The sequence below is a fragment of the Mesorhizobium sp. B2-3-2 genome, assembly GCF_006442295.1.
GTDB lineage: Bacteria > Pseudomonadota > Alphaproteobacteria > Rhizobiales > Rhizobiaceae > Mesorhizobium.
The window spans coordinates 624035-636152 of the sequence record NZ_VFWA01000002.1 but is presented as its reverse complement, the minus strand read 5'-3'; the positions used below and the strand labels follow the sequence as shown (position 1 = coordinate 636152).

Genomic DNA, 12118 nt, shown 5'->3' with positions numbered 1-12118 from the left:
CCCATAATCATCGAAAGCCCCGAAAAATGCCGCTCAAGGCCGATCTCGACGCAATCGACTGGAAGATCCTGCGCGAATTGCAGGCAGATGGACGCATGACCAATGTCGAACTGTCGAACCGCGTCGGCATTTCGGCACCGCCTTCCCTGCGCCGCGTCAAGCGGCTGGAGGAAGCCGGCATTATTCGCGGCTATCGGGCGCTGCTCAACGCGCCGGCGCTCGGTCTCGACGTAGTCGCCTTCTGCCTGGTCGGCCTGCACCATCAGGCCGATGCCGAGCTTCGCACCTTCGCCGAGCGCACGCGCGGCTGGCCGGTCGTACGCGATGCCTGGATGGTGTCGGGCGAATCCGATTTCCTCCTGCACTGCGTGGCAAGCGACCTCGGCGCCTTCCAGACCTTTGTCATCGAGGAGCTGACCTCCACGCCGAACGTCGACACGGTGCGCACAGCCCTCACCATCCGCCGGGTCAAGGATGAAGGGCTAGTCTCGTTCGAGCGGCCGTGACGCGATGACGGCGCCCGATGCGAATTCGGGAATTTCGCCACATCGCCGCCGCGTTGATAACGGACAGACACAGGCAGCCGCAGTCCTGTACGATTTGGCGCCTGATTGGTTTCCTTGCCCAAGCAGCGTAAGTTCCAACGACAATCCGCCGTGGAAGGGGACCATGACCAGGTTTGCAAGCCCGATTTCGGCGCTCATCATCTGCATGAACGAGGCCGATATGATCGGCCCTTGCCTCGAAAGCATCGACTTTTGCGCCGAGATCGTCATCGTCGATTCAGGCTCCACCGACGCCACGCTGGACATCGTTCGACAGTTTGTCGCCGAGGGCTATCCGATAAAGCTGCTGCACAATGGGTGGCCGGGTTTTCCGCATCAGCGGCAATTCGCGCTCGAACACGCCACGCAGCCCTGGTGCCTTTCGATCGACCCGGACGAACGCGTCGACGACCGGCTGCGGCAGTCGATCGTGGCGGCCGTCGAGATGGCGGACGCCGGTATCAGCGGATGGTACATCCGCCGCCGCGACTGGCTGAAGGGCTACGGCTATGCCCATCGCTGGGTGCTGCATAACAGGCTGTTGCGGCTTTTCCGCCGGGAAGGCGCAACCATGGACGTGACCGCGCGGGTGCACGAATCCTTCGGCGTTTCCGGCGAGACCAGCACGATCGAAAGCGGCGTGCTGCTGCATCGTCGCGAAATATCGGTCGAGGAGGATATCGCCCGCGCAAATGCCTATTCCAGCCTCAAGGCGGCCACGCTGGTCGAGAAAGGCAAGAAGCCGGGCCTGGTGCGGCTGGTGCTTTCGCCGCTCGGCAACTTCCTGAAATTCTATCTGGCCAAGCGCTACTTCCTGTGCGGCCGGCACGGCTTCGTCTATTCGATGTCGGTAATGATCTATTCCTTCGCCACCGAGGCCAAACTGTACGAGGCCTCGCAAGGCAGCGAACCGGCGTGAGCGGTCGGATCCGGGTCAGGACGGCTTGGCTCGCCCATCGAGCCGCCCTATGGCGGCGACAAGACCGTCGAGGTCGCTGCTGTCCCGCAAGGGCTTGATGATGAAACCGGAGCGAAGCTGCGCCTCGCCGTCGACGAGCCAGCCCTGAGGCAGGCCGGCGCCCAGGCCTGCCTCCATGTCGGCCAGCTTGTCGCCGACGATCACGGATCGCCGGAGGTCGAGATCGAGGCGTTTCGCCGCCTCGAAGAGCATGCCGGGATTGGGTTTGCGCATCGGATGATCCGATATGCCCAGCGGCCCCACGCCGGCCTCGTGATAGGCGCAGGCCAGCACCATGTCCACGACAACGCCCTGATCGCGCAACAGGTCGAGCACGCGGCGGTTCACATCGGCGAAGGCACTCCAGCCGAAAAAGCCGCGCGCGATGCCGGACTGGTTGGTCACCACCACGACCGGGATGCCGGCATTGTTGGCCGCGGCTATCGCCGGCAGCATCTGCGGCCGGAGCTCGATCTCGGCCGGATCGCTCGGATAGTCGGTATCGACATTGATGGTGCCGTCGCGATCGAGAAACAGCGCCGGCTGGCGGGCGGAAAAAACCCTGCCGCCGATCCGCTCCACCCACAGGCCCGGCTCGGCCAGCGGGTGCGGCGCCTTGTCAGCCATTGCTGAGGCGGGCTTCCACCACCTCGCACAGATGATGGTAGAGGCACAGATGCCCCTGCTGGATGATCGGCGTCGAGGTCGAGGGCACGTTGAGCAGGATGTCGGTGAGCGGCGCGAGCTTGCCGCCTGTGTCGCCCGTCAGGCTGATCACCGTCATGTCCATGGTCCGCGCCTGTTCGGCGGCGGCCAGTATGCTCGGGGAATTGCCACTGGTCGAGATCGCCAGAAGCACGCCGCCGGCCGCTCCATGCGCCTCGACCTGGCGCGAAAAAACGGTGTCGAAGCCGTAATCATTGCCCCAGGCGGTCAGCACCGCGGCATTGGCCGGCAGCGCGATGACATTGTAGCCCTTGCGCTCCTTGAGAAAGCGGCCGACCAGTTCGCCGGCGATGTGAATGGCATCGCTGGCCGAACCGCCATTGCCGCAGATCAGCAGCGCCTTGCCCGACGAAAGGGCAGCGACGATCGCGCTCGCCGCACGTTCCATCGCGGCTGTCAGATCGCGCTCGACCAACGCCGTGATCGCGGCGGCCGAGCGGACCAGGTAATCGTTCAGTTCGGACATGAAACCCTCAATTCTTGTTGCCGGCCGAGCGCAGCCTGCCGATTGTGCCGGTCGTGCTCTTGCCGGCGATGAGATCGACCAGGACCACGCGCCCGCCGGCTTTCTGCACCACCTCCGCGCCGACCACGGTATCGACTGTGTAGTCGGCGCCCTTGACCAGTATGTCGGGGAGAAGCGCCTCGATCAGCGCCAGCGGCGTGTCCTCGTCGAAGACCACCACCGCGTCGACAGACGCGAGTGCCGCCAGCACGCAGGCGCGGTCATGCTGGTCGTTGACGGGCCGTTCCGGCCCTTTCAGCCGGCGCACCGAGGCATCGCTGTTGAGGCCGAGCACCAGCCGGTCGCACTGGCTGCGCGCCGCGTGCAGCAGACTGACATGACCGGCATGCAGGATGTCGAAACAGCCATTGGTGAAGCCGACGCTCAGGCCCTCTTCCTTCCAGGCCGCGACCATGCGCGCGGCCGATGCGGCGTCGAGAATGGCATCCTTGTGGGCGGTCGGTCCGTGCGAGCGGAACAGTGCGCCGGTGAGTTCCTCGACCGTCAGCCGTGCGGTGCCGCGCTTTCCCACCACAACGCCGCCGGCGGCATTGGCGATGGAGGCGGCCGCGGCCGGATCGGCGCCGGCGGCAAGCGCCAGCGCGAAGGTCGCGATCACCGTATCGCCGGCGCCCGACACATCGAACACTTCACGCGCCTGGGTGGCGATGTGGCGCGCCTCCGCCGGACTGACGACGCTCATGCCTTTCTCGCTGCGCGTGGCGACGACGAAGTCGAAGCCATGCGCGTCAAGCAGTTCGCGCGCCGCGGCCACGATCTCGTCATCGCTGAACACCGGCCGTTCGACCGCTTCGCCGAGTTCCTTGCGGTTGGGCGTGATAGCGGTCGCGCCGGCATAGCGAGCATAATCGCGGCCCTTCGGATCGACCAGCACCGGCTTTCCCGCCTCGCGGCAGATCGCGATCAATTCGCCGGCGACGCCTTCGAGCAGGATGCCCTTGCCGTAATCGGACAGGATGACGATATCGGCGCGCGCCAGCGCGGTGCGGAAATGCTGGACCAACGCCGCGCGTTCCGCCGCACCGAGCGGCCTGATCTCCTCCTCGTCGAAGCGCAGCACCTGCTGGTTGAGCGCGCTGAAGCGGCTCTTGGACGAGGTCATGCGGCCGCGCTCCCGCGCCAGGCCCGTCGTGTCGGCGCCAAGTTCGCCGAGCATGCGCACCAGGCTGTCGCCTGCCGTATCGGAGCCGATCACCGAGACCGGAATGGCGGCGGCGCCGAGCGAGATGATGTTGGCCACGACATTGCCGGCGCCGCCCATGGCCAGGCTCTCGCCGCGCCCATGGAGCACCGGGATCGGCGCTTCCGGCGAAATCCGCTCGATGACGCCGTTGACGAAACGGTCGAGAATGAGATCGCCGACCACCAGCACGGTGGCCTGGCCGAAATGCGCGATGGCGCGATGCAGGGGTTCGGGGGAAAGTGGATCGTGCTTGATCATGTCACTGGCAACGCGCGCAAAAACCGGTTGTGAAGATGCATCGGGGACAAATTGGCCGGGACCGGTCGTTCATGGCGATGCCGATATACCGCAATTCGAGCCAGCGCAACGCCGGCTGGCCTCGTCAGCTCTTCTGCAAGGCGACATGGACGCCGAGCCCGACCAGCACGGCGCCGCCCACCCGCTGCATCATGCGCTGCGCGCTGCCGGAGCGGCGCAGCCTGCCGATCACGGCACCAGCCAGGAACACGCAGACGATATCGGCCGAGGAGAACATCAGATTGACTGTCGTGCCCAGCACGACGAATTGCAGCCAGACGGGGAATACGGCAGAGGCATCGATGAACTGGGGCAGGAAGGCCATGAAGAAGATCGCGGTCTTTGGATTGAGCACCTCGACGGCGATGCTCTCGAAAAAGGCGCGGCGAGCCGATTTCCGCTCGATCGCCGGCAGTGCCATGTCACCTTCCGCGCGCTTGCGGAACAGCGTCACACCGAGCCAGATCAGGTAGAGCGCGCCGACGAGCTTGACCGCCATGTAGAGCGGCGGCACGGCGTGGAAAAGCACCGACAGTCCGGCGGCGGCGGCAAAGACGTGAACATAGCCGCCCAGATGAATGCCGAGCGCTGCCGTCAGGCCGGACCAGCGGCCGCGCGCCATCGTTTGCGCGGCGGCATAGAGCATGGCCGGGCCCGGAATATAGGCGAAGATCGCCGTGGTGGCGAAAAATGCGATGAGCAGTTCGGTCGACGGCATTCATGGCCCCTATGATGGCGCCCGGCGGGGCGAACCGACTGAAGCGGCAGCTTTGCGGCGCCACTGTGGCGCGCTGCGCCGCGCAAGGCAATCGCGGCGGGTTTCGCCCATCCTTCGTGCCGACATCGGGGGCCGCCCGCCACCCTGCTTTGTCGACAGCCTCGCAAGCCTCCCTTATAAGGACCGGAATCGCAAGCAACCAGAGGGCGTTCATGATCATCGTCACGGGCGGCGCCGGCATGATCGGCGCCAACATCGTCGCCGCGCTCAATGCCGAGGGTCATGACGACATTTTGGTCGTCGACGACCTTACCGATGGCCACAAGATCGCCAACCTTGCTGACTTGCGGATCGCCGACTATCTCGACAAGGGCGATTTCCTGGCCCGCATCGAGGGTGGCGGGCTCGGCCGCATCGAGGCCGTCTTCCATCAGGGCGCCTGCTCGACCACCACCGAATGGGACGGCAAGTTCATGATGGAGGTGAACTACGCCTATTCGAAGCGGCTGCTGCATGCCTGCCTGACGCTGCGCGTGCCCTTCCTCTACGCCTCCTCGGCGTCGGTCTATGGCGGCGGCTCCGAGTTCCGCGAGGACCCGGAGCTTGAGCGGCCGCTCAACGTCTACGCCTATTCAAAAAAGCTGTTCGATGACTATGTCAGGCGCAATGTCTTCGATACCGATCATTCGCAGGTCGCGGGCCTGCGCTACTTCAACGTTTATGGGCCCCGCGAGGCGCACAAGGGCGCCATGGCCTCGGTCGCCTTCCATCTGTTCAACCAGGTCGGGCGTGGCGAGAATCCAAAGCTGTTCGGCACCCATGACGGCTTCGGTCCCGGCGAGCAAAGCCGCGACTTCATCCATGTCGGCGACGTCGCCGATGTCAATCTGTGGCTGTGGAAGCGCGGCGCGAGCGGCATCTTCAATTGCGGCACCGGCCGGGCGCAACCCTTCCGCGCCATTGCCGAAACCGTCATCGACGCGATGGGCAAGGGCGAGATCGAGTACATCCCCTTTCCCGACCACCTCAAGGGCAGCTACCAGAGCTTTACGCAAGCTGATATGTCGCGTCTGCGCGCGGCCGGTTACAATGGGCAATTCCGCAACGTCGAAACCGGCGTCAGAGACTATGTCGAATGGCTGAAAGCCCAGCGATCCTCGTGATCGGCCCACGCTGGGTGGGCGATATGGTGATGGCGCAGTGCCTGTTCTCGGCGCTGAAGGAGCTCCATCCAAATGCCGCGATCGACGTGCTGGCGCCAGCCTGGGCGGCCCCTTTGGTCAAGCGTATGCCTGAGGTCCGCCAGCAGATCGATTTCCCCCTGAAACCCGGCGCGCTCGAATTTGCACATCGCCGCCGCTTCGGCCGCCTGCTGCGCGGCCGATACGACAGCGCCTATATCCTGCCGGGCAGTTGGAAGTCGGCGCTGATCCCGTTCTTTGCCCGTATTCCACGCCGTTTCGGCCATCTCAGGGAAATGCGCTACGGCCTGTTGACCGATATCGTTCCGCTGCCGGAGGCCGTGAAACGGCGCACGGCGCAGGCCTATTTCGGCCTTGCACGGGGTGGCGGTTTCCAGGCGCCTCATCTGACGGTGGACGCCAACAACCAGGCCGCCCTGCTCGACCGTTTCGGCCTGGAGCAGCAGAAATTCGTGGCGCTGATGCCGGGTGCCGAGTTCGGCCCGGCCAAACGCTGGCCGAGCGAACACTATGCCGGCCTTGCCCGGGAGTTCATGGCCAGAAGGTTCAAGGTCGCGCTGTTCGGGTCGAAGAACGACCGCGACGTGACCGCGGAGATCGCCGCCCTCGCTCCTGGCGTGGTCGACCTGGCCGGCCGGACACGGCTGGAGGACGCCATCGACCTGATCGCGGCCGCCGGACTGGCGGTCTCCAACGACAGCGGGCTGATGCATGTTGCGGCGGCGGTCGGCACGCCGGTTGTCGCCGTCTATGGTTCGACCTCGCCACAGAACACCCCGCCGCTGGCCGAACGGCGCGAACTGGTCTGGCTCGGCCTGTCCTGCTCGCCCTGCCACCGCAAGATCTGTCCGCTCGGCCACCTCAATTGCCTGAAGACGCTCGAGGTCGCACGGGTCATGGCGGCAGCGGACCGGCTGCTGGACATCCCGGCCGCCGCATGAAGGTGCTGATCGTCAAGACATCGTCGATGGGCGACGTCATCCACACTTTTCCGGCGCTCCAGGATGCGCGCCGCGCACGGCCCGATATTGCGTTCGACTGGTGCGTCGAGGAGGCTTTCGCCGGCATCGTCGCGCTGCATCCCGCAGTCGGCACCATTCACACGGTCGCCATCCGGCGTTGGCGAAAACATCTCTTCGATAGGGGCACCTGGCGCGAGGCGACCGTCTTGCGACGCGCCTTGCGCGCGTGCCGCTACGATCTGGTCATCGATGCGCAAGGCCTGTTGAAGTCGGCGCTGCTGGCCAGGCAGGCGAAGGCGCCGATCGCCGGCTTCGACCGTTCGAGCGCGCGCGAGCCTTCGGCAACGCTGCTTTACGATGTCGGCCACGCCGTACCCCGCAACCTCCACGCCATCGAACGGACGCGGCGGCTTTTCGGGCTGGCGTTGGGCTACCAGCCCGAGCTTTCGATGCTGGATTCGGGCATCGTGCCGCCGCCCGGCAATCTGACCGGCATAGCCGGCAAAACGGCCTTCCTGCTGCACGGCACCAGCCGTGAGGACAAGAAGTGGCCGGTTGAAGACTGGATCGAAACCGGCCGCCTGCTGGTTGAGCGGGGCATGACGCCGGTCACGACCTGGTCGAACGAGCGCGAACAGGCGATGGCCGAAGCGATCGCCGGGGCCGTGCCGGCCACGAACATCGTGCGTAAATCCCCATTGGCCGACATCGCGGCGATGCTCGGCCGCTCGACACTGGTGATCGGCGCCGACACGGGGCTGACCCATCTCGCCAGCGCCTTCGGGCTGCCGACGGTCGCGGTGTTTTTGGCGACGGAGCCGGGTTTAACCGGTCCACGCGGGCCGTATGCATCGACGCTGCTGGCCGCGCCGGGCGGGCGGGTGACGCCGGCGGAGGTGGTGGCTGAGGCTGAGAGGCTGATGGAGCACCAGGGTGAAGCCGCCGCTGGCAAGAATTGATCTATCCAATCGGAAAGCTGGCGCTGCCAATCTTAAAACGCGCAGATCAGCGCCCCTCGAGCTCCTTAAATAAACTGCACCTGGACGATCTCGTAGCCCCTTGCACCACCCGGCGCATTGACCTCGATGGCGTCGCCGACTTCCTTGCCGATGAGCGCCCGCGCGATCGGCGAGGAAATCGAGATGCGGCCAGACTTCACGTCCGCCTCCTGATCGCCGACGATCTGGTAGGTCTTCTTCTCCTCGGTGTCCTCGTCGACCAGCACCACGGTGGCGCCGAACTTGACCTTGTCGCCGCTGAGCTTGGTGACGTCGATGACTTCGGCCCGGGCGATGAGATCCTCGAGCTCGTTGACACGGCCCTCATTGAGGCTCTGCGCCTCTTTGGCGGCATGGTATTCGGCATTCTCGGACAGGTCGCCATGCGAGCGCGCTTCGGAGATCGCCTCGATGATGCGCGGCCGCTCCTCCTGCTGGCGCCAGCGCAGTTCTTCCTTCAATGACGCGAACCCCTCGCCTGTCATCGGGACCTTGTTCATGATACCTGACCTTTCCTGCCGCCACCCCCGTCTTTCGGGGAAAGCCTTGTCGATGGTGCAAAAAGAAAACGGTCCGGCAGCCTTGGGCTAACGGAACCGTTCACCGCAATTTCCCTGAATATAGCAATCTTTGCGGGGTTTTCACGCCCAAAAATCGGTTTCTGAAGAAATCATCACCGTTTTCGCGCGCACCGTCGCAGGAGCCGGCATGGCAACAAAGAACCGGCCGTCATTGCTCGCGGCCGGTTCGAAAGGCAATGAAGGATCAGCTCCTCATGAAATGATGGATCTGTTCGGCCAGCATGCCGTATTCGCGCGACCCTTTGCCGGCCCGCTTTTCGATCTCCATCAGCTGTTGCTGGGCGCCGGCCAGGTCTCCGATCTGGAGATGGGCCTCGCCAAGATATTCGCGCACCAGCGTGTAGTTGGGGTCGATGCGCAGCGCTTCCTCGTAATAGCCGAGGCCAACGGCGACGCGGCCGGAATGGCGGTGCGAATAGCCGAGATAGTTGAGGATGCGCGGGTCCTGCTTGTTGGCGGCGAGGCTGAGCACGGCGATCGCTTCGTCATAGCGGCCGGCCATCGCCAGGTCATGCCCGGCATCATAGATGCTGTCGTCGTCCAGCATGCCTTCCTGGGGTGCGACGCACTTGTTCTTCTTCTTGTCCCAGACCATGCCTTTCTTGCATTTGGTAGTCGTACTGGTGTCGTTACCGCTGCCCGCGGCAAACACCGGAACGGCAAGGAACTGCAGGGCGAGAAGCGCGCTCGCCGCCTGGATCAGCACTCTTTTATGCATCGGAGCCTCCTGGAGGGTGAGAATGCAACACTAACGCAGCGTGTCGGCGGTTTCATCCCGGAAAAAAGCACGGGGCTAACATGAGGTGACGGATGCTCGAAATCCGCTATCATCGGCGGCAATGAAAGCTGAGCCAGCGGAGACCGCCAGTGCAGCGACGGCTTGAAAAGAACTGGGATCTGACGATCGGACCCGACACCGTGCGGCTGCTCATCCTCAAATGCAAGGCGCTGAGCGCCGCCGTCAATGAAGACTATGCCGACGGCGCCGAACACGAAATCGAGTTCGACGGTGACACCCGTGACAATCACCACCATGACGGACTCGCCGAGGAAAGCTCGGAAAACCTCACCGAAGAGGAATTGCGCGAGCTGATCAACGACCTCAATGTCGACGAGGCGGCCGAACTCGTCGCGCTCGCCTGGGTCGGCCGCGGCGACTACGACGCCTCGGAATGGGCCGACGCCGTCGCCGCCGCGCGCGAGCGCGCCAACAGGCACACGGCCAAATACCTGCTCGGCTTGCCGTTGCTCGCCGATTGGCTAGAGGAAGGGCTGGAAGCGATCGGCGCGTAACGCGCCGGTAACTGATTGTGATCGGGCCTAAGCGCCCTCCAGGCAACTTCGGGCATCCCGGCACCGTTTCGAAGCGATGGCAACACTGAGCTTTTCCCGAAAATACAGGATTGCATTGTTCATGGTCGTGACAGCCCTGCTGGTGACGCCGGCCGATGCCAAACATCGTCACAGACATCACGAGCCACTTTCACCACGGGTGGAACAGCCGCTGACGCCGCGGGTCGACCGGCCGCTGAAACCGCGCGGCGAAAGGCATCGCAAGCCGAAGCCGGCACGGCAGAGGACGCAAAATCCTATCCCGGTACGTGCGGATGTCCCAGTGCCTGAACCGCGCCCCGCTGACACGCCAGAGGCGACAGAACCGAACACGCAAAATCCAGCCGCAACATCCGACCGGTTCCAGGACGAGGGATCGCCTCAGAAGCAACAAGCCCGGCCCGAGCCGCCAGACGATGCGAAAAGCGAACCTGAGCCGCCAGCCGTGGCGCCGACGCCGACACAAAGGCCTGAGACTGGGGAACCGGAGGTTGAGCCGCCGGCCCTCGCCCCGCCACCGCCGCCAAAACCGGCGGACGTGGACAAGAAGGAGATGCTTCCCGACCCGCGTTCGGCTGACCTGCCCGACGCGAAAATGCCTGCCGAGGAAGTCGCCTGCCGCGAGCGGCTGAGGGGTCTCGGCGTCCAATTCGAGGAGCACAAGGCGGAAAGCGATCGCGATATCGGCTGCTCGATCCCCTATCCCCTGGTGCTGAACAGCCTTGGCAAGTCGATCGCCATTGCCCCAGGCGCCGAGCTCAATTGCGCAATGGCCGAGGCGGCGGCACGCTTTGCCGGCGATGTCATCCAGCCGGCGGCGAAAGCCGAATTCGGCGCCGACCTGAAATCGATCGGCCAGGCATCGGCCTTTGTGTGCCGGCCGCGCAACGGCACGCGCAAACTGTCCGAACATGCCTTCGGCAATGCGCTCGATATCGCCAGCTTCACACTTGCGGACGGCAGGACGATCGAGGTCGGCCCGGCGCCACCGGACAAGGACGCCAAATTCCTCGACGCGGTGCGCAAGGCCGCCTGCGGGCCGTTCAAGACCGTACTGGGCCCGGGCAGCGATGCCGATCATTCGCTGCATTTGCACCTCGACCTCGAGCCGCGCCGCCACGGCGGTACCTTCTGCCAGTAGGGCCGGCTCAGAAGCGATGCCGCAATTCGGCCGCAGGCATGAACGCCGGCGCTGATTTTTCCTTTACCGTTGATCGTTAAAATCCCGCCTATCGGGGAAAGGGACTGCCGATGGACGGGATATTTCGTGCCGCGCTGGCACTTGCGCGGCAATCGAAACGCGCGCGCGCCGCGGCCGGCGGGCTGGCCGCCCTGCTTGCGCTGGCAGCGGTGTCGGCCTGCAACACCGGCAACGTGCTGGCACTGGAGCCGGCCGTCGATGTCGGCGCGCAGACCGCGGCCGTGCCGCAATATTCAGGCATGCAGCGGCTGGTTCCTTCCAATCCCTACATGACGCAGGCCGCCTATCCACGCATGGACGAGCCGATGTCGTCGGTCGAGCAGATGCCGGCCGGCGAGACCGACTGCCGTCAGCAGCTGAGGCGCCTCGGCGTCACCTTCACCGACCTGGCGCCGATCCATGAAGGCCAGTGCGGCATCGACTATCCCGTCAAGGTCTCGGCCATCGGCAGCGTCGAGATGAAGCCCGCCGCGACGCTGACCTGCGACATGGCCGCCAGCTTCGCCGCGTGGACGAAGAACGAACTCGTTCCTTCCGCCCGCTGGCGCTACTTCTCCGGCGTCAAGACCATCCACCAGGGTTCCAGCTATTCCTGCCGCAACATCGCCGGCGAAGGCGTGCTGTCGGAACACGGCAAGGGCAACGCGCTCGACGTGATGAGCATCGAACTCAACAATGGCGACGACATCGACGTGCGCAAGCCCGGCCTGTTCGCCTTCCGCACCCGCGGCTTCCTCAACAATGTGCGCGCCGATGGCTGCCAGTATTTCACCACCGTGCTCGGCCCCGGCTACAATTACGACCACCGCAACCATTTCCACTTCGACATCAAGAACCGGAAGAGCGGCTATCGCGCCTGCCGCTGAACTTTTGCCTGGCGGCGGCTTCG

The 12118-nt window shown here is 64.7% G+C and carries 14 protein-coding genes; 8 read left to right on the top strand and 6 right to left on the bottom strand.

Annotated features, from left to right (window positions below):
• The first annotated feature begins 26 nt into the window (after window positions 1-26).
• Both FJ964_RS08350 and FJ964_RS08345 read left to right on the top strand, forming a co-directional pair.
• Entirely contained in the window at window positions 27-506 is a 480-nt protein-coding gene (locus FJ964_RS08350; protein ID WP_140549923.1) for an Lrp/AsnC family transcriptional regulator, read from the top strand.
• Window positions 507-669: 163 nt separating this feature from the next.
• Window positions 670-1464: a glycosyltransferase family 2 protein gene (locus FJ964_RS08345; RefSeq protein WP_140549922.1), complete on the top strand. Its 795-nt coding sequence runs from the start codon at window positions 670-672 to the stop codon at window positions 1462-1464.
• A 15-nt stretch (window positions 1465-1479) separates the two neighbouring features.
• Here the strand turns inward: FJ964_RS08345 and FJ964_RS08340 are convergent, their stop codons facing one another.
• The 4 genes from FJ964_RS08340 to FJ964_RS08325 all read right to left on the bottom strand — a co-directional run bounded on the left by FJ964_RS08340 (window position 1480) and on the right by FJ964_RS08325 (window position 4953).
• Window positions 1480-2130 carry an HAD-IIIA family hydrolase gene (locus FJ964_RS08340; RefSeq protein WP_140549921.1) on the bottom strand — a complete coding sequence of 217 codons (651 nt, stop codon included), beginning with the start codon at window positions 2128-2130 and terminating at the stop codon, window positions 1480-1482.
• Window positions 2123-2695 (bottom strand): SIS domain-containing protein, encoded by a 573-nt coding sequence (locus FJ964_RS08335; protein WP_140549920.1) that lies wholly within the window; start codon window positions 2693-2695, stop codon window positions 2123-2125. Before FJ964_RS08335 ends, FJ964_RS08340 begins: the two co-directional genes overlap by 8 nt.
• Window positions 2696-2702: 7 nt before the next feature.
• The gene (gene rfaE1, locus FJ964_RS08330) at window positions 2703-4196 is read right to left on the bottom strand and encodes a D-glycero-beta-D-manno-heptose-7-phosphate kinase (protein ID WP_140549919.1); all 1494 of its coding nucleotides are present in this window, start codon (window positions 4194-4196) and stop codon (window positions 2703-2705) included.
• 124 nt (window positions 4197-4320) lie between these two features.
• Window positions 4321-4953 (bottom strand): LysE family translocator, encoded by a 633-nt coding sequence (locus FJ964_RS08325; protein ID WP_140549918.1) that lies wholly within the window; start codon window positions 4951-4953, stop codon window positions 4321-4323.
• A gap of 212 nt (window positions 4954-5165) precedes the next feature.
• On the opposite strand from FJ964_RS08325, the gene rfaD reads away from it, so the two are divergent.
• The 3 genes from rfaD to waaC are packed head-to-tail and all read left to right on the top strand — an operon-like array spanning window position 5166 to window position 8076.
• Window positions 5166-6116, top strand: coding sequence for an ADP-glyceromanno-heptose 6-epimerase (gene rfaD, locus FJ964_RS08320; protein ID WP_140549917.1), 951 nt, complete (start codon window positions 5166-5168; stop codon window positions 6114-6116).
• Complete coding sequence (gene waaF / locus FJ964_RS08315; RefSeq protein ID WP_140549916.1) at window positions 6089-7096, top strand: lipopolysaccharide heptosyltransferase II; 1008 nt, start codon at window positions 6089-6091, stop codon at window positions 7094-7096. The genes rfaD and waaF overlap by 28 nt, the downstream gene beginning before the upstream one ends.
• Window positions 7093-8076, top strand: a complete 984-nt coding sequence (waaC, locus tag FJ964_RS08310; protein WP_140549915.1) for a lipopolysaccharide heptosyltransferase I — start codon at window positions 7093-7095, stop codon at window positions 8074-8076. The genes waaF and waaC overlap by 4 nt, the downstream gene beginning before the upstream one ends.
• 65 nt (window positions 8077-8141) lie before the next feature.
• Here waaC and greA read toward each other — a convergent pair whose 3' ends face one another.
• Both greA and FJ964_RS08300 read right to left on the bottom strand, forming a co-directional pair.
• On the bottom strand, window positions 8142-8615 hold the full coding sequence (gene greA, locus FJ964_RS08305) for a transcription elongation factor GreA (protein ID WP_008877613.1): 474 nt from the start codon (window positions 8613-8615) through the stop codon (window positions 8142-8144).
• 265 nt (window positions 8616-8880) lie between these two features.
• Window positions 8881-9414 (bottom strand): tetratricopeptide repeat protein, encoded by a 534-nt coding sequence (locus tag FJ964_RS08300; RefSeq protein WP_140549914.1) that lies wholly within the window; start codon window positions 9412-9414, stop codon window positions 8881-8883.
• A 149-nt stretch (window positions 9415-9563) separates the two neighbouring features.
• Here FJ964_RS08300 and FJ964_RS08295 point away from each other — a divergent pair, with 149 nt between their 5' ends.
• The 3 genes from FJ964_RS08295 (at window position 9564) to FJ964_RS08285 (ending at window position 12095) form a co-directional block, all read left to right on the top strand.
• Window positions 9564-9989, top strand: coding sequence for a DUF3775 domain-containing protein (locus FJ964_RS08295; protein WP_140549913.1), 426 nt, complete (start codon window positions 9564-9566; stop codon window positions 9987-9989).
• A 199-nt stretch (window positions 9990-10188) separates the two neighbouring features.
• The gene (locus FJ964_RS08290; protein ID WP_224713192.1) at window positions 10189-11169 is read left to right on the top strand and encodes an extensin family protein; all 981 of its coding nucleotides are present in this window, start codon (window positions 10189-10191) and stop codon (window positions 11167-11169) included.
• Between the two features lie 110 nt (window positions 11170-11279).
• Window positions 11280-12095 carry an extensin family protein gene (locus FJ964_RS08285; RefSeq protein ID WP_140549912.1) on the top strand — a complete coding sequence of 272 codons (816 nt, stop codon included), beginning with the start codon at window positions 11280-11282 and terminating at the stop codon, window positions 12093-12095.
• Window positions 12096-12118 lie beyond the last annotated feature (23 nt).

Coding starts and splice junctions, on each gene's coding strand:
- FJ964_RS08350 (WP_140549923.1), top strand. CDS start 27: ATGCCGCTCAAGGCCGATCTCGACGCAATCGACTGGAAGATCCTGCGC.
- FJ964_RS08345 (WP_140549922.1), top strand. CDS start 670: ATGACCAGGTTTGCAAGCCCGATTTCGGCGCTCATCATCTGCATGAAC.
- FJ964_RS08340 (WP_140549921.1), bottom strand. CDS start 2,130: ATGGCTGACAAGGCGCCGCACCCGCTGGCCGAGCCGGGCCTGTGGGTG.
- FJ964_RS08335 (WP_140549920.1), bottom strand. CDS start 2,695: ATGTCCGAACTGAACGATTACCTGGTCCGCTCGGCCGCCGCGATCACG.
- rfaE1 (WP_140549919.1), bottom strand. CDS start 4,196: ATGATCAAGCACGATCCACTTTCCCCCGAACCCCTGCATCGCGCCATC.
- FJ964_RS08325 (WP_140549918.1), bottom strand. CDS start 4,953: ATGCCGTCGACCGAACTGCTCATCGCATTTTTCGCCACCACGGCGATC.
- rfaD (WP_140549917.1), top strand. CDS start 5,166: ATGATCATCGTCACGGGCGGCGCCGGCATGATCGGCGCCAACATCGTC.
- waaF (WP_140549916.1), top strand. CDS start 6,089: ATGGCTGAAAGCCCAGCGATCCTCGTGATCGGCCCACGCTGGGTGGGC.
- waaC (WP_140549915.1), top strand. CDS start 7,093: ATGAAGGTGCTGATCGTCAAGACATCGTCGATGGGCGACGTCATCCAC.
- greA (WP_008877613.1), bottom strand. CDS start 8,615: ATGAACAAGGTCCCGATGACAGGCGAGGGGTTCGCGTCATTGAAGGAA.
- FJ964_RS08300 (WP_140549914.1), bottom strand. CDS start 9,414: ATGCATAAAAGAGTGCTGATCCAGGCGGCGAGCGCGCTTCTCGCCCTG.
- FJ964_RS08285 (WP_140549912.1), top strand. CDS start 11,280: ATGGACGGGATATTTCGTGCCGCGCTGGCACTTGCGCGGCAATCGAAA.